Below are 15,395 nucleotides of genomic sequence, written 5' to 3' on the forward strand. Positions count from 1 at the left end.
CGGATGGGCGATCAGGGCGGGAAACACGGAAAGGCCGAAGACGATGATAAAGGTGATTTCGAGCACATGGGCGCTTCTGCTGGGCGTGATGCTGCTGATGGTGGGCAACGGCGTGCAGGGCACGCTGCTTGGCATCCGGGGCGCGCTCGAGGGATTCTCGACCTGGGAGATGTCCTTTGTCATGTCGGCCTACTTCGTGGGCTTCCTCGGCGGGTCGCGGCTGGCGCCGGAGATGATCCGGCGGGTGGGCCATGTGCGCGTCTTCGCGGCGCTGGGCTCCTTCATCTCGGCGGTGCTGGTGCTCTACCCGACGGTCACCGAACCCTGGGCCTGGATCTTGGGGCGGGTCATCATCGGCTTCTGCTTCTCCGGCGTCTACGTGACGGCGGAAAGCTGGCTCAACAGCTCCGTCACCTCCGACATCCGGGGCAAGGCGCTCTCGCTCTACATGATCGTGCAGATGGTGGGCATCGTGGCCGCACAGGGGCTGCTGCTGACCGCCGACCCCTCGGGCTTCGTGCTCTTCGTGATTCCCAGCGTGCTGGTGTCGATCTCCTTCGCGCCGATCCTGCTGAGCGTCCAGCCGACGCCGGCTTTTGCGACCACCAAGCCGCTCTCGCTTGTCGCGCTTTACCGGATATCGCCGCTGGGGTGCGTGGGCACCTTCCTGGTGGGGGGCATCTACTCGGCGCTCTTCGGCATGGCGGCGGTCTTCGGTGCCCAGGCCGGGCTGTCGGTGGCGCAGATCTCGGCCTTCGTCGCCTCGATCTACATCGGCGGGCTGGTGCTGCAATACCCGGTGGGCTGGATCAGCGACCGGATGGACCGGCGGTTGCTCATTGCCATGCTTGCCGTGGCGGGCGGGGCCGGGGCGATCTTCGGATTCGTCTTCGGCGGCTTCTTCGTGGCGATTCTGGTTGCGGGCCTTGCCATCGGCGGCATGACCAATCCGCTCTATGCGCTGCTCATCGCCTATACCAACGACTTTCTCGACCCCGACGACATGGCCGGCGCGAGCGGTGGCCTGATGTTCATCAACGGGCTCGGCGCGATCGCCGGCCCGCTGGTGACCGGCTGGCTGATGAGCGTGGCGGGGCCCAACGGGTTCTTTCTCTACATCGCGGTGCTGATGGCGGCGGTCGCGGGCTATGCCTTCTGGCGGATGACGCGGCGGCCCGGCGTGGCCGTGGAAGACACCGGCCATTACGCGCCGGTGCTGCCCTCCGCCACGCCGGTGGCGGCGGAGATGGCGCAGGAGGTCTTCATCGAGGGGCTGGAGGGCGAGGCCGCCGAAGAGGCCGCCGCGCGCGGCTGAGACGCGGCGGACAGTTGCTCCTCCCGCGCACCCGTGCAAGGCTGGATACGGGAGGATTGCAGATGGTCGAACCGGAGGAGATTTGCCGGTATTGGGTCGACGAGGTTGGCCCCGAGGGATGGTATGCCCAGGACGAGGCCCTCGACGCCGATATTCGCGCACGCTTTCTGGAGAGCTGGGAGGCGGTGGCGGCGGGCGACCTGCCACGCTGGGGCTGGAACGGACGGGCCGTGCTGGCGCGGATCATCCTGACCGACCAGTTTCCGCGCAACATGTTCCGCGGCGATGCGCGCAGCTTTGCAACCGATGGCCGCGCCCGGGAGTGGGCCAAATGGGCGGTGCAGGAAGGCCGCGACGGGCGGGTGGAGGGCCCGGCGAAGCAGTTCTTCTACCTGCCGATGATGCATTCGGAGGTGCTGGCCGACCAGGACCAGGCGGTGCGGCTGTTTCTGTCGCGCCTGCCGGGCGACAACCTGCGCCACGCCCGCGCGCATCGGCAGGTGATCCGCGACTTCGGACGATTTCCCTATCGCAACGCGGCGCTCGGGCGGGTCTCGAGCCCGGCGGAAGAGGCCTATCTGGCGGCGGGCGGTTACCGGTGGTCGCTCCAGCATGTCGACGATCCGCATGGGGCAAGCTGGCATGAAGTCGCATAAAGCGCTGAAATCTTTCTGCTTTCGCGTAGTTCTGCCCCTGCGGCAGTTCTGCGCGGGGCGGGGGCTATCGCCGGTGGGCGAAAATAGTTTAATACCAAACTAGTTTTGGAACGGGAGAGAATCATGGCCTCGCAGAACTTCGACATGATCGTCATCGGTGCCGGACCGGGTGGCTACGTGGCCGCGATCCGCGCCGCGCAACTGGGGCTGAAGGTTGTCTGTATCGAGCGGGAGAACCTGGGCGGCATCTGCCTGAACTGGGGCTGCATCCCGACCAAGGCGCTGCTGCGCAGCTCGGAGGTGTTTCACCTGATGCACCGGGCCAAGGATTTTGGCCTTTCGGTCGAGAAGGCCGGCTTTGACCTCGACGCCGTGGTGAAGCGCTCGCGCGGCGTGGCCGCGCAGATGGAAGGCGGGATCAAGCACCTGTTCAAGAAGAACAAGGTGACCTCGATCATGGGTGAGGCCAGGATCACCGGCAAGGGCAAGGTTTCGGTCAAGACCGACAAGGGCACCGAGGAGCTGACGGCCAAGAACATCGTGGTGGCCACCGGCGCGCGGGCCCGCGAACTGCCCGGGCTGGAGGCCGATGGCGACCTCGTGTGGACCTACCGCCATGCGCTCACCCCCAAGCGGATGCCGAAGAAGCTGCTGGTCATCGGCTCGGGCGCCATCGGGATCGAGTTTGCCAGCTTCTACAACACGCTGGGTGCCGACACGACCGTGGTGGAAGTGATGGACCGGGTGCTGCCGGTGGAAGACAAGGACATTTCTGCCTTCGCCAAGAAGCAGTTCGAGAAGCAGGGCATGAAGATCATGGAGAAAGCCATGGTCAAGCAGCTCGACCGCGCCAAGGGAAAGGTGACGGCCCATGTCGAGGTGGGCGGCAAGGTCGAGAAGATGGAATTCGACACCGTGATCTCCGCCGTGGGGATCGTGGGCAACGTCGAGGGGCTGGGGCTCGAGGAGCTGGGCGTGAAGATCGACCGGACCCACGTGATCACCGATGAATACTGCCAGACCGGGGTCGAGGGCGTCTATGCCATCGGCGACATCGCCGGCGCGCCTTGGCTGGCGCACAAGGCCTCTCATGAGGGCGTGATGGTGGCCGAGAAGATCGCGGGCCAGCATGTACACCCGATCAAGCCGGGCAGCATTGCCGGCTGCACCTATTGCCACCCGCAGGTGGCCAGCGTCGGCATGACCGAGGCGAAGGCCAAGGAAGCGGGCCACGAGGTGAAGGTGGGCAAGTTCCCCTTCATCGGCAACGGCAAGGCGGTGGCGCTGGGCGAGCCCGAGGGGCTGGTGAAGACGGTGTTCGACGCCAAGACCGGCGAGCTGCTGGGGGCGCATATGGTGGGCGCCGAGGTGACCGAGCTGATCCAGGGCTACGTGGTGGGCCGCCAGCTGGAGACCACCGAGGAAGACCTGATGCACACGGTCTTCCCGCACCCGACGCTGAGCGAGATGATGCACGAGTCGGTGCTGGAGGCTTACGGCCGGGCGATCCACATCTGAAGGCCCGCGGGTGGTTTCATCCCGCTTTCAGCCGCGATCCGGAGTTGGACGCAGATTTGGCCGGGAGCGACGCGGGGCGTCGCTTCCGGCCTTGTCTTGATCGGGACGGGCTGATTTGCTGGCGGCAACGGAGGCTGCCGCTTGCGCTACAATGCACTGAAAATCCTGACCGAGGGGCTGACCGGCAACAAGGGCTGGCGGCCGGCCTGGCGCACGCCGGAGCCGAAGCCGGCCTATGACATCGTCATCATCGGCGGCGGCGGGCACGGGCTTTCGACCGCCTATTACCTCGCCAGGGAGCACGGGCTGCGCAACGTGGCGGTGCTGGAGAAGGGCCGGCTGGGGCTGGGCAACGTGGGCCGTAACACCACCATCGTGCGGGCCAATTACTTCTTGCCCGGCAACTCCGAGTTCTACTCGATGAGCCTGAAGCTCTGGGAGGGGCTTTCGGCCGATCTCAACTACAACGTGATGCACAGCCAGCGCGGGCTGATCAACCTGTTCCACTCCGATGGCCAGCGCGATGCCTTTGTCCGGCGCGGCAACGCGATGATCAACCAGGGCGACGACGCGGTGCTGCTCGACCGGGAGGGGGTGCGCAAGATGCTGCCCTATCTCGACTTCGAGCAGGGGCGGTTTCCGATTTACGGCGGGCTTTACCATCCGCGCGGCGGCTCGGCGCGCCATGATGCGGTGGCCTGGGGCTATGCCCGGGGGGCCGACAGCCGGGGCGTGGACCTGGTGCAGAACTGCGAGGTGACCGGGATCGACGTGGAGGGCGGACGCGTGACGGGCGTGCAGACCACGCGGGGCGCGATCCGGGCCAACAAGGTGGCGATCGTCACTGCAGGCCGCTCGGGCCAGGTGGCGGCGCTGGCGGGGCTGCGGCTGCCGATCGAGAGCCACGTGTTGCAGGCCTTCGTGACCGAGGGGCTGAAGCCGGTGATCGACCATGTCATCAGCTTCGGGATGGGGCACTTCTACATCAGCCAGTCCGACAAGGGCGGGCTGGTCTTTGGCGGCGATCTCGACTTCTACCCGAGCTATGCCCAGCGGGGGAACCTGCCGATGGTGGAGCACGTGATGGAGGCGGGCATGACGCTGATGCCGATGATCGGCAAGGCGAAGGTGCTGCGCTCCTGGGGCGGGATCATGGACATGACGCCCGACGGCTCGCCGATCATCGACAAGGCGCCGATCGACGGGCTCTACCTCGATTGCGGCTGGTGTTACGGCGGGTTCAAGGCGGTGCCGGGCTCGGGCTTTGCGCTGGCCCATCTGATCGCGACCGGGCGGCCGCACCCCGATGCGGCGGGCTTCCGGCTCGACAGGTTTCGCACCGGGCGCGGACTGATGGACGAGGAGGGGACGGGTGCGCAGCACAATCTTCATTAGTGCACTCTTCATTGGTGCGCTGACCCTGGCCGGGTCGGCGGGGGCGCAGGAGTTCGGGGGCGAGTGCTATGCGCGCGACTATTCCGCCGAGCATCTGGCAAAGTTTCCCGCACAGGGCGTGGCCTCCGTTCGGGTCGATTTCGGGCAGATGGGAGGCGCGGTGGAGGGCGAGATCGGCGTGGCGGGTCTGCGGGCGGTGATGGCCGACACTGCCTTGACGCGGCAAGAGGGCTCGGCGGGCGAGACCTTCTCGGCCTTTCTGATCTGCCGGAAGAAGCCGGCGGAATGGGACATGGGCGACTGGGTCAGCGACGGATCGGTGATCTGCAGTGCGGAGTGCGACGGCGGCTTCTTCATGGTGGAGCGGATCAGCGCCGACGAGCTGGTGATCCGCACGGAGGGCGTGGCGCTGGAGGGCGAGGGCGAGGGCTGCGGGGGCCGCGCGATGCTGGCCGACTTCGCGCCGGGCGACCCGACCCGCCACGTGCTGACCCGCTTCCGGCTGACCCGGGCGCCCGCCGAGGTCTGCGCTCAATGAGGATCGACTGCCCCCTCTGTGGCACCCGCGACAGCCGCGAGTTCACCCCGATCGGTGGCGCCGAGCTGCTTGACCGGCCCGCAGCGGATGCGGGGGCAGAGGCCTGGGATGACTACCTCCACAACCGGGCAAATGCCTGCGGGCCGAGCCGGGAGCTGTGGTATCACGGCGCGGGCTGCGCAAGCTGGCTGGTGGTGGAGCGGGACACGGCCAGCCACGAGGTGCTGGGCGTGACCCTGGCGCGCGAGGTGGCGCGGTGAGGGTGGTCGGCCGGTGGATTACTCCCACCCTTCAGCACCGGGCAGGCATCGCATGAGGATCCAGGGCCGGGGACATGCGCTGGACCGCGGGCGGACGATGCCCTTCTCCTTCGACGGCAAGCTGATGCACGGGCATCCCGGTGACACGCTGGCCTCGGCGCTGCTGGCCAATGACCAGCGGGTTATTGCACGTTCGTTCAAATACCATCGCCCGCGCGGGATTTTCAGCGCCGGGCCGGAGGAGCCGAGCGGGTTGGTGACGGTAAAGGGCCCCTGGGGGCCGGTGCCCAATGTGCGGGCGACCATGGCGGAGCTGCATGAGGGCCTCTGCGCCAAGAGCCAGAACCGTTGGCCCTCGCTCGGGTTCGACCTGCTGGGGATGAACGACCTGCTGCATCCCTGGCTCGGCGCGGGGTTCTACTACAAGACCTTCATGTGGCCGCCGAAGGCCTGGCTGAAGCTCTATGAGCCCTTCATCCGGCGGGCGGCGGGCATTGGCGCTCTGAGCACGACGCATGACGAGACGCCGCAGGAGAAGGGTTTTGCCTTTTGCGATCTGCTGGTGATCGGCGGCGGGCCTGCGGGGCTGATGGCGGCGCTGGTGGCGGGGCGGGCCGGCAAGCGGGTGATCCTCTGCGACGAGCAGAGCGGGTTCGGCGGGCGGCTGCTGGGCGAGCGCGAAGAGGTCGGCGGGGTGCCGGGGCAGGACTGGGCGGCGGGCGCGGCGGAGGAACTGCGGGCGATGGCGAACGTGCGGGTCATGGCACGAACCTGCGTGACCGGCGTGTATGACCACGGAACCTTTGCCGCCGTCGAACGGGTGGGAGAGCATCTCGCCAGGCCGGCGGAGCACCTTCCGGCCACGTGCTTCTGGCGGATCGTGGCGGGGGCGAGCGTGCTGGCCACGGGCGCGGTGGAGCGGATGGTGGCCTTTCCCGGCAACGACCGGCCCGGCGTGATGGCGGGCGGGGCGGTCAGGGCCTTTCTCAACCGCTGGGGCGTGGTCGCGGGGCCGCGCGTGGCGGTCTTTGGCGCGGGCGCGGGCGTGGTGCGCACCGCGCGGGAGCTGGCGGCGATCGGCCTGCCGCCGGTGGCGGTGATCGACGGGCGCGACGGGGCCGAGCTGCCCGAGGGCCTCGATGCGCCGTTCTTCGGCGGGGCCCAGGTGGCGGCGGTGCAGGGCCGGATGGGTATGACCGGGGTGACGGTGCAGGCGGCGGGCCGGCGCGAGAAGATCGGGGCGGATGTGCTGGCGGTCTGCGGTGGCTGGGTGCCGCAGGTGCAGCTGGCCACCCATCTGGGCGCAAGGCCGCTGTGGCGCGACGGGATGTTTCTCGCGCCGGAGGGGGCGGTGCCGGGCATGGTGGTGGCCGGAGCGGCGGCCGGGCTGGCGGGCACCCATGAGGCGCTGCGCTCGGGCGCGGAGGCGGCCCGGCAGGCGCTGGGCCTGACGGCGGCGGCGGATATCCCCGAGGCCGAGGACAGGCCGCACGAGGAGGCGCCGCATTTCGTGGACCTGAAGGGCCGGGCCTTCCTGGACCTCGGCAACGACGTGACGGTGAAGGATATCCGCCTGGCCGCGCAGGAGGGCTTTCACCGGGCCGAGCACACCAAGCGCTACACCACGCAAGGGATGGCGCCCGACCAGGGGCGGGTTTCGGGCGAGGCGGCGATGGCGGTGCTGGCCGACGCGACCGGGCGGACGCTGGCCGAGACCGGGCTGACGACGCACCGGCCGCCCTACGCGCCGGTGAGTATCGGGGTGATGGGTGCGGGCGGGCGCGGCAAGGGCTTTGCCCCGGTACGCGAGACCACGAGCCATGCCGCCGCCCTGGCGGCGGGCGCGCCGATGGTGGAGGCGGGGCTGTGGTACCGGGCGAGCTACTTCCCCAAACCGGGGGAGACCACATGGCGCGAGGCCTGCGACCGCGAGGTGCGGATGGTGCGCGGGGCGGTGGGCGTGTGCGACGTGTCCACGCTGGGCAAGATCGACCTGCAGGGGCCGGGGGCGGCGGCGCTGCTGGACCTGCTCTACACCGGCAAGATGTCTGGCCTGAAGGAAGGCCGGGTGCGCTACGGGCTGATGCTGCGGGAGGACGGCCACGTGATGGACGATGGCACCGTGGCGCGGCTGGGGCCGGAGCATTTTCTGGTGACGACCACCACCGGCGCGGCGGGGCCGGTGATGCGGCACGTGGATTTTGCCGCGCAGGTGCTGGCGCCGGATCTGGACGTGCAGGCGATCTCGGTCACCGAGCACTGGGCGCAGTTTGCCGTGGCCGGGCCGCGGGCGTGGGCGGTGCTGGGCGCAGTGGTGCAGGAGGTGCCGGAGCTGCCCTTCATGGGCTGCGCGGCGGTGGATGTGGCCGGCGTGGCCGGGCGGCTCTTTCGCATCAGCTTTTCCGGCGAGGCGGGCTGGGAGATCGCGGTGCCGTCGCGCCATGGCGCGGCGCTCTGGGCGGCGCTGGTGGCGGCGGCGGAGGCCGAGGGCGGCGGGGCCTACGGGATGGAGGCGCTGAACGTGCTGCGGATCGAGAAGGGCTTTGTGACCCATGCCGAGATCCATGGCCGTGTGACGGCGGGCGACGTGGGCCTGGGCGGCATGGTCAGCCCCTCGAAGGACTGCATCGGCAAGGTGATGAGCGCGCGTCCCGGGCTGGCCGACGGGCCGCATCGCGAGCAGCTGGTGGGGCTGAGGGCGGTGGGCGCGGTTAAGGCGCTCAGCGCCGGGGCGTTTCTCTTCGAGGAGGGGGCGGAGGCGAGCCGGGTGAACGCGCAGGGCTACACCACCTCGGCCTGCTGGTCGCCGACGCTGGAGACCGGGTTGGCGCTGGGGTTCCTGAAGAACGGGCGGGCGCGGCATGGCGCGCGGCTGCAATTCATCGACCACCTGCGCGATGTGCGGGCGGTGGTGGAGGTGTGCGAGCCGGTGTTCCTAGACCCCGAAGGGGAGCGGATGCGCGGCGAGGTTGCGGTAGAAGGCCGGTGGAGGGCGCCTGCCCTGGCGGCCGCGGAGTTTGCGGCGGAGCCGGTGGAGGCCGGCGGGCTGCGGCTTTCGGCGCTCGGTGCCGGGCCGATCTGGGCGGTGCTGCCGCTCGGCGGGGCCAGGGTGAAGGTTGCGGGCATGGCCCTTCCGGCCCCCGGCAAGAGCGCGGCAAGGGGGGGCGCGCGGCTCTGCTGGTGGGGGGCGGGGCAGGCGATGCTCCTTGGCGCGGAGCCGGGCGCGGTGACAGGGGCCGCGCTGGTTGACCAGTCGGATGGCTGGGTGGGATTTGCGCTGGAGGGCGCCGGCGCGGCGGAGGTGCTGGCGCGGCTGGTGCCCCTGGACTGCGCGGCCATGGCCGAAGGCTGCGTGGCGCGCAGCCTGCTCGGGCACATGCCGGTGGCGGTGCTGCGGCTGGGCGAGGGCTTTGCGCTCTACGTGTTTCGCTCGATGGCCGGCACGGCGCGGGAGGAGCTTGGGCACGCGATGATGGGCGTGGCGGCGCGGCTGGGTTCGGCTTGAAAAATCTACAGGATGAAGCGGTTGCGCACCGGCGTTACTGCTATTTCTGACGCCGGATGACGCGCGCCAACCAGACACCCAGAAAGATCGTCAGGCCGAGGGCCGCGAGAAAGCCGATGGCCTGAGAGGCCACCTGGGCCCCGAGGGCGAGGTTGTCGGCAAAAACGAAGCCGAGGCCGACGTAGAGACCGACCCAGACCACCTCTCCGGCGAGACCCCAGAGGGTGAAGGTGAGCCAGCTCATCCGGCTCGCCCCGGCGGCGAGGTTGGCATAGGGGCCGAGCGGCGCGAAAAGCCAGCAGGTGAAGAAGATGCCCGGCCCGCCGCGATTGAGGGTAAAGTCGCGGGCGCGGGTGAAGAGCTGCTGGCGTTTGGGGCGACTGGCGACGGTGCGGTCGAGCCATGCGCCGCCCCGACGGCCGACCTGGTAGCCCGTCTGGTCGCCCAAGACCGCGCCGCCATAGGCCCCGAGCACGACGGGCGCGAGCGAGAGGTCGCCGGTGGCGGTGAAGGCTCCGCCGGTGAGCATCAGCAGCGACGAGGGGACAGGCACGCAGAGGCAGGAGAGAAAGGTGACGCAGGCGAGGATTGGCACGCCGTAGGCCGCGAGGAGTTCGAAGAGGAGATCGGACACCGGGCGCTACTCCTGGCGTTCGGCGTGGAGGGCGAGGAAGGCTTCGGCCTCGGCGATCACCTCCGCCAGCGGGACGCCGCGCTTTTTGGCGATGGTCTCGAGCGTGGGGCGCTCTTTGGGGTCGGGCGGGACGCCGAGGTGCCGGGCGAGGGCGCGGCCGTCGACGAGCCAGGAATGGGCGATGTAGCGCGGCGTCATCCAAGGCTCCAGCGCCTGGGCCTGATGGGCCGGGTCCATCCAGTAGATCGTGCGCTGGATGGTGCGGACGCCGAAGTAGAGCGTTGCCGAAAGGGCGAGCGCGAAGCAGGTGACGAGGACGGGGTGGCGGCGGAGGAGGGTCATTTGCTGTGTGCGGGGAGAGATCCTCGGGGCGGGCCGGAGGATGACGGGGGTGCGGAGGGGAGCGGAGCGTTCATTTCGTCAGGCTCTTCATGCCTGCCGTCAACCCTTCGAGGGTCATCGGGACCATCCGGTTCTCGAAGATCTCGCGGATCATTGCGATCGACTGGGTATAGCCCCAGTGGCGCTCGGGCACCGGGTTGATCCAGAGGGACTGCGGCCATTGGGCGCGGGCGCGGGCGAGCCATGTGGCGCCACTTTCCTCGTTCCAATGCTCATTGGCGCCGCCGGGGTAGGCGACCTCGTAGGGCGACATGGAGGCGTCTCCGACGAAGATCGCGCGGTAGTCGGGCCCGTAGGTGTTGAGCACCTCCCAGGTGGGCGTCTGCTCGGACCAGCGGCGGCGGTTGTCGCGCCAGAGGCCCTCGTAGAGGCAATTGTGAAAATAGTAGTATTCGAGGTGCTTGAACTCGGCGCGGGCGGCGGAGAAGAGCTCTTCGACCACCTTGATATGCGGGTCCATCGAGCCGCCGACATCGAGGAACAAGAGCACCTTCACGGCATTGCGCCGCTCGGGGCGGGTCTTGACGTCGAGGTGGCCGTGCTCGGCGGTGGCACGGATGGTGCCGTCGAGGTCCAGCTCCTCGTGGGCGCCGTCGCGGGCCCATCGGCGCAGGCGCTTCAGGGCCACCTTGATGTTGCGGGTGCCGAGCTCCACGGTGTCGTCGAGATTGCGGAATTCCCTTTTGTCCCAGACTTTTACGGCGCGTTGATGACGTGATTTATCCTGCCCGATTCGCACGCCCTCGGGGTTGTAGCCATAGGCGCCGAAGGGCGAAGTGCCGGCGGTGCCGATCCACTTGTTGCCGCCCTGGTGGCGGCCCTGCTGCTCTTTCAGGCGGTCGCGCAGGGTTTCCATCAGCTTCTCGAAGCCGCCTGCCGCCTCGATCTCGGCCATCTCCTCTGGCGTCAGGCGCTTTTCGGCCTGCTTGCGGAGCCAGTCGGCGGGCAGGTCGACGGCCTCCAGCACGGCCTCGAGCGGGATGCTCTCGATCCCCTTGAAGGCATGTGAGAACGCCTGGTCAAAGCGGTCGAGATGGCGCTCGTCCTTTACCAGGCAGGTGCGGGCGAGATAATAAAAAGCCGTGATGTCGTAAGTGGTTAGCCCCGCCGACACGGCATCGAGAAAGCCCAGGTGTTCCCGAAGCGTTACCGGAACGCCCGCCTTTCGGAGGGTCTGAAAGAAGGGCAGGAACATGGGGGCAGGGTGGGGCCGCAAGCGGGGGCGGTCAAGGCCCGGTTCACGTGTCGGCGAACTTGATCGACTCGCCGCAGCCGCAGGCCTCGGTCACATTGGGGTTGTTGAACTTGAAGCCGGACTCCAGAAGCGAGGTTTCATAGTCGATCTCGGTGCCGAAGAGGAACATCTGCGCCATCGGCGCGATCATCACGCGCGCGCCGTCCTGCTCCACGACCTCGTCATGGGCATTGACCTCGGTGGCGTATTCCATCGTGTATTCCATCCCAGCACAGCCGCCCTTCTTGACGCCGATGCGCAGGCCCTGGTGGCCGTCGCGGGCCATCAGCCTGGCGATCTCCGCCACGGCGCGGGGGGTGATGGTGACGGCTTGCTTGCCGGGAATGCCGAACATGGGTGTGCTCCTTTGGCCCATATGTAGGCCGCGAGGGGCGGTGGCTCAAGGGTGCTGTGGGGGGTGGAAAATCTTCACGAAGATTTTCCGGCCCAGGCAGGACTCCCGGCGAAGGAGCCGCCGTGGGGGGAGGGCGCCCCGCGCGCCGGACGCGCAGGGCGCCAAGGGCTCAGAGGCCCATGCAGTTGGCGTAGAAGGTGACCGTGGCGGGCCAGTCGGAGAAGATGCCTTCAACTTCAACGTCTTGGGCCAGGGCGTCGACCAGCTCGTAGATATCGCCGTCACTGTCGGTGATCTCGGTGGTCGAGTTGTAGTACCAGCCGCCGCCCGAGGCGAGGGGGCCGGAGCGCTCGAGCGACCAGGTGATGAGCTTGAGGCCTGCCTCCCTGGCCGCCTTGGCATAGGCGGAGGCGGCGTAGGTGCCGTTCTCGGGGGTGACCAGCATGTTCATCGAGGGGGCGAGATATTGCACGCCGCGGGCCTTCAGATCGGCGAAATCCTCGGCCCAGGTCTCGGGGGTCTGCTCGTCGAAGCCCTCGGCGGGCTCCACGAGAAACACGGCCTGCTTGCCGAATTCCGGTTCGTTCTCAACCCAGTAGAGGACATCCTCGAGGTTGAAGGACTGCGGGAAGACCTGGCTCGGATCGACACCGGCGGCCTTGTACTCGTCGATCATCTTCTGGGCGTAGTCGGCCTGGGTGAAGCCGTTGAAGGGCATCTCGACGGAGGGCGATTTGAGCTCGGGGGTCATCTTGACGCCCAGCTCCTTGAACAGCTCGATCGACTCGGCGTGGGTGAGGATGGTGGGCTCCTGCACGTAGAGCGCGGTGCGCCAGCCGGCGATGCCGCCCTGATACTCCTCAGCCGTGGTGGCGGCGCTGTCGGCGCTGTCCATCTTGGGCATCAGGCTCTTGAATTCGCTCAGGGAAAGCTCGCTGGTGCGGCACTCGGCCGCGGCCTTCGTCTCGCCGGAGGCGGGGCTGAAGGGGGTGGCGCAGGTGGCGGCGAGATCGCTGACCAGGATGTCGGTGGTGGTGTGCAGGTCGTTCTGGGCGTGACGGCAGACCAGTTCGAGATCCTTGGTGAAGGTCACGTCGCATTCGCCGATGCCCGCTCCCATGGCCGCGCCGGCGCGGTAGCTCTCGGCGGTGTGCTCGGGAAACATCATCGGCGCACCGCGGTGGGCGATGGAAAAGTCAGACTTTGCAATGGGTTGGCCGAGGCAGCTTTGCAGCTTTGTCTTCAGCTCGCCCTCGGGCAGCTTGCCGATCAGATAGGCCGGGCGGGGGCCGTAGCCGTCGAGCGGGGCGGCGGCGAAGGCCGGGGCGGCAGTGCTCAAGGCTAGGGCGGCGAGAAGGGGGATCTGGCGCATTTGGTGCGACTCCTTGGTTTGCGATGGGCGCAAGAAAGGGTCGGTGTGTGACGCCCGCAAAACGGCTGCGTGACGTTCAGGTGAATTTGCGCAAGGCCCTGGAAGGGTTACATGAATCCGAGTTCGAGGCGGGCCTCGTCGCTCATCATCTCCATGCCCCAGGGCGGCTCCCAGGTGATCTCGACATCGACCTGCTTGACGCCGGGGATGGGCTCGATGGCATCGGCCAGCCAGCCGGGCATCTCGCCGGCCACGGGGCAGCCCGGCGCGGTGAGCGACATGATGACGTTCACCTCGTTCTCGGGCGAGATGGCGAGCGTGTAGACCAGGCCGAGGTCATAGATATTTACAGGGATTTCAGGGTCATAGACCGTGCGGCACGCCTCGACGATCTGCTCGTAGAGCGGATGATCGGTAGAGGAAGGCTGGATCAGCGGGGTGCCTTCGAGGGGGGGCGTGTCTTCGGGCATGGATCTGGTGGCTCCTGTTCCTGAGGGTTTACATAGGAGAAAGGGGCCGGTGCGGCAAGGGCAGGGTGTTGCGCGCACGGTGCGGTAACGCCTGGTCGATTTTCGGCATTAACCGCAGGGAGGTCACAGGCACAACCCATGCACAAGTGATGCACATCCCATGCATACGCGATTTCGGGCGTGATGGTTAAGTGAACGGTGCGTGCGGTGGGCGCCCGGGCGGCGCGGGTATGGCCGCAGGATGGAGCGGCCCCCAGGTGGGCGGCGCGTCGCGCAGGAGGGTGCTGGCCTCGAGCTGGTCGAGCCGGGCGAGCGCCGCCTGGACATCGCCGTCATGCCGGGCCAGCGCGCGGTTGAAGGCGCGCAGTGCGGAGCGGGCCGACCACGGAAGGGCGGCGCGTGAGAGCCAACCCCGGAGCGCGGGTGGCAGGCTGTCGTAGGCGCGCATCGGGCTGGCTCCGCGCCGCCGCCGGCGGGGCAGGGAGGTGGCGAGGTTGCGGCGGGTCATGCCGGCTCGGGCTCGGCCGCGCGCCAGCCGGGGAAGGGATCGGGGAGGTGGCGCCAATTCTCCGAGAGCGCATCGGTCCCGGGCATCAGGGCGGCGTCGAGTGCGGCCGTTATGGCGGGCTGGTCCATGCCGGCGCCGATGAAGACCAGCTCCTGCCGCCGGTCGCCGTAGGGCTCCTGCCAGTGGTGGTCGATGTAGCGCCGCGCCTCGGGGTGCGTGGGCCATCGCTCCTGCGGGACCGAGGCCCACCAGCGGCCCATGGGTTTGACCGAGGAGAGCGCCCCGGCGAGCGAATACTCGGCCAGCCAGTCGGGGCGCGTGGCGATCCAGAAATGCCCTTTGGCGCGGATCACGCCGGGCAGCGGGCCGTTCAGCACGGCGTGGATCTTCTCGGGGTGGAAGGGCGCGCGGGCGCGGTAGGTGAAGGAGCTGACGCCGTATTCCTCGGTTTCGGGCACATGGTCGGCGAAGCCGTAGAGCTCCTTGGCCCAGAGCGGGTGTTCGTGGGCGGTCTCGAAGTCGAAGAGCCCTGTGCCCAGGATCGCGGAGGGGGTGACGGCGCCGTAATCGGCCTCGATGATCCTGGCGTCGGGATTGAGGGAAGTCACGATCAGGCGGGCGGCGCGGCGGGCGTTGTCGCCTGCGGTGGTGACCTTGTTCAGAACCACGACGTCGGCAAACTCGATCTGCTCGACCAGCAGATCGACGAGGGTGCGCTCATCCTCGGGGCCGAGGCTCTCGCCCCGGTCGCGCAGGAAGTCGTGGCTGGCGTAGTCGCGCAGCAGGTTGGCGGCATCGACCACGGTGACCATGGTATCGAGCCGGGCGACATCGGAGAGGCTGGCGCCAGCCTCGTCGCGGAACTCGAAGGTTGTGGCGACGGGGAGCGGCTCGGAGATGCCGGAGCTTTCGATCAGCAGGTAGTCGAAGCGGTTCATCTCGGCGAGACGGCGGACCTCGGTGAGCAGGTCGTCGCGCAGGGTGCAGCAGATGCAGCCGTTGGTCATTTCGACCAGTGTTTCATCGGTGTGCGAGAGGTTGGCGCCGCCGTCGCGGATGAGGTCGGCGTCGATGTTCACGTCGGACATGTCGTTGACGATGACCGCCACGCGCAGGCCCTCGCGGTTGGAGAGCACGGCGTTGAGCAGGGTGGTCTTGCCCGCGCCGAGGAAGCCGGAGAGGACGGTGACGGGGAGGCGGGTATCGGGCATGGGACTCACTGTAGGTATGTTA

Annotated in this window: 15 protein-coding genes; 7 read left to right on the forward strand and 8 right to left on the reverse strand. The window is 68.3% G+C overall.

The features are described 5' to 3' along the window. Positions 1-43: 43 nt before the first annotated feature. The 7 genes from BUR94_RS05030 (at position 44) to BUR94_RS05060 (ending at position 9,187) form a co-directional block, all read left to right on the forward strand. Positions 44-1,315, forward strand: a complete 1,272-nt coding sequence (locus BUR94_RS05030; RefSeq protein ID WP_074255137.1) for an MFS transporter — start codon at positions 44-46, stop codon at positions 1,313-1,315. 62 nt (positions 1,316-1,377) lie between these two features. Further along, positions 1,378-1,971, forward strand: a complete 594-nt coding sequence (locus tag BUR94_RS05035) for a DUF924 family protein (RefSeq protein WP_074255138.1) — start codon at positions 1,378-1,380, stop codon at positions 1,969-1,971. 123 nt (positions 1,972-2,094) lie between these two features. Then, positions 2,095-3,489, forward strand: coding sequence for a dihydrolipoyl dehydrogenase (lpdA, locus tag BUR94_RS05040; protein ID WP_074255139.1), 1,395 nt, complete (start codon positions 2,095-2,097; stop codon positions 3,487-3,489). 141 nt (positions 3,490-3,630) lie between these two features. Beyond that, positions 3,631-4,884 carry a sarcosine oxidase subunit beta family protein gene (locus BUR94_RS05045; protein ID WP_074255140.1) on the forward strand — a complete coding sequence of 418 codons (1,254 nt, stop codon included), beginning with the start codon at positions 3,631-3,633 and terminating at the stop codon, positions 4,882-4,884. Further along, entirely contained in the window at positions 4,862-5,422 is a 561-nt protein-coding gene (locus BUR94_RS05050; protein WP_074255141.1) for a hypothetical protein, read from the forward strand. Before BUR94_RS05045 ends, BUR94_RS05050 begins: the two co-directional genes overlap by 23 nt. Further along, positions 5,419-5,682, forward strand: a complete 264-nt coding sequence (locus BUR94_RS05055) for a sarcosine oxidase subunit delta (protein ID WP_074255142.1) — start codon at positions 5,419-5,421, stop codon at positions 5,680-5,682. The genes BUR94_RS05050 and BUR94_RS05055 overlap by 4 nt, the downstream gene beginning before the upstream one ends. A 52-nt stretch (positions 5,683-5,734) precedes the next feature. After that, positions 5,735-9,187: a 2Fe-2S iron-sulfur cluster-binding protein gene (locus BUR94_RS05060; protein WP_074255143.1), complete on the forward strand. Its 3,453-nt coding sequence runs from the start codon at positions 5,735-5,737 to the stop codon at positions 9,185-9,187. Between the two features lie 40 nt (positions 9,188-9,227). On the opposite strand, the gene BUR94_RS05065 is transcribed toward BUR94_RS05060, so the two are convergent. The 8 genes from BUR94_RS05065 to BUR94_RS05100 form a co-directional block, all read right to left on the reverse strand. Continuing rightward, positions 9,228-9,821, reverse strand: coding sequence for a DedA family protein (locus BUR94_RS05065; protein WP_074255144.1), 594 nt, complete (start codon positions 9,819-9,821; stop codon positions 9,228-9,230). Between the two features lie 6 nt (positions 9,822-9,827). Continuing rightward, the gene (locus BUR94_RS05070) at positions 9,828-10,163 is read right to left on the reverse strand and encodes a hypothetical protein (protein ID WP_074255145.1); all 336 of its coding nucleotides are present in this window, start codon (positions 10,161-10,163) and stop codon (positions 9,828-9,830) included. 70 nt (positions 10,164-10,233) lie between these two features. Then, positions 10,234-11,418 carry a vWA domain-containing protein gene (locus tag BUR94_RS05075; protein WP_074255146.1) on the reverse strand — a complete coding sequence of 395 codons (1,185 nt, stop codon included), beginning with the start codon at positions 11,416-11,418 and terminating at the stop codon, positions 10,234-10,236. 43 nt (positions 11,419-11,461) lie between these two features. Then, positions 11,462-11,812, reverse strand: coding sequence for a HesB/IscA family protein (locus BUR94_RS05080; protein WP_074255147.1), 351 nt, complete (start codon positions 11,810-11,812; stop codon positions 11,462-11,464). A 169-nt stretch (positions 11,813-11,981) separates the two neighbouring features. Beyond that, on the reverse strand, positions 11,982-13,184 hold the full coding sequence (locus tag BUR94_RS05085; RefSeq protein WP_074255148.1) for a glycerophosphodiester phosphodiesterase family protein: 1,203 nt from the start codon (positions 13,182-13,184) through the stop codon (positions 11,982-11,984). A 107-nt stretch (positions 13,185-13,291) separates the two neighbouring features. Next, entirely contained in the window at positions 13,292-13,654 is a 363-nt protein-coding gene (locus BUR94_RS05090) for an SUF system Fe-S cluster assembly protein (RefSeq protein ID WP_074255149.1), read from the reverse strand. A 187-nt stretch (positions 13,655-13,841) separates the two neighbouring features. Then, entirely contained in the window at positions 13,842-14,162 is a 321-nt protein-coding gene (locus BUR94_RS05095; protein WP_074255150.1) for a DUF6525 family protein, read from the reverse strand. Further along, positions 14,159-15,373: a GTP-binding protein gene (locus BUR94_RS05100; RefSeq protein WP_074255151.1), complete on the reverse strand. Its 1,215-nt coding sequence runs from the start codon at positions 15,371-15,373 to the stop codon at positions 14,159-14,161. Before BUR94_RS05100 ends, BUR94_RS05095 begins: the two co-directional genes overlap by 4 nt. Between the last annotated feature and the right edge of the window lie 22 nt (positions 15,374-15,395).

Origin of the sequence: Vannielia litorea, from assembly GCF_900142295.1 — a bacterium.
GTDB classification, from domain to species: Bacteria; Pseudomonadota; Alphaproteobacteria; order Rhodobacterales; family Rhodobacteraceae; genus Vannielia; species Vannielia litorea.

Bases quoted from the DNA above. Each gene is read 5' to 3' on its own strand.
- BUR94_RS05030 (WP_074255137.1), top strand. From the start codon at position 44: ATGATAAAGGTGATTTCGAGCACATGGGCGCTTCTGCTGGGCGTGATG.
- BUR94_RS05035 (WP_074255138.1), top strand. From the start codon at position 1,378: ATGGTCGAACCGGAGGAGATTTGCCGGTATTGGGTCGACGAGGTTGGC.
- lpdA (WP_074255139.1), top strand. From the start codon at position 2,095: ATGGCCTCGCAGAACTTCGACATGATCGTCATCGGTGCCGGACCGGGT.
- BUR94_RS05055 (WP_074255142.1), top strand. From the start codon at position 5,419: ATGAGGATCGACTGCCCCCTCTGTGGCACCCGCGACAGCCGCGAGTTC.
- BUR94_RS05060 (WP_074255143.1), top strand. From the start codon at position 5,735: ATGAGGATCCAGGGCCGGGGACATGCGCTGGACCGCGGGCGGACGATG.
- BUR94_RS05070 (WP_074255145.1), bottom strand. From the start codon at position 10,163: ATGACCCTCCTCCGCCGCCACCCCGTCCTCGTCACCTGCTTCGCGCTC.
- BUR94_RS05075 (WP_074255146.1), bottom strand. From the start codon at position 11,418: ATGTTCCTGCCCTTCTTTCAGACCCTCCGAAAGGCGGGCGTTCCGGTA.
- BUR94_RS05080 (WP_074255147.1), bottom strand. From the start codon at position 11,812: ATGTTCGGCATTCCCGGCAAGCAAGCCGTCACCATCACCCCCCGCGCC.
- BUR94_RS05085 (WP_074255148.1), bottom strand. From the start codon at position 13,184: ATGCGCCAGATCCCCCTTCTCGCCGCCCTAGCCTTGAGCACTGCCGCC.
- BUR94_RS05090 (WP_074255149.1), bottom strand. From the start codon at position 13,654: ATGCCCGAAGACACGCCCCCCCTCGAAGGCACCCCGCTGATCCAGCCT.
- BUR94_RS05095 (WP_074255150.1), bottom strand. From the start codon at position 14,162: ATGACCCGCCGCAACCTCGCCACCTCCCTGCCCCGCCGGCGGCGGCGC.
- BUR94_RS05100 (WP_074255151.1), bottom strand. From the start codon at position 15,373: ATGCCCGATACCCGCCTCCCCGTCACCGTCCTCTCCGGCTTCCTCGGC.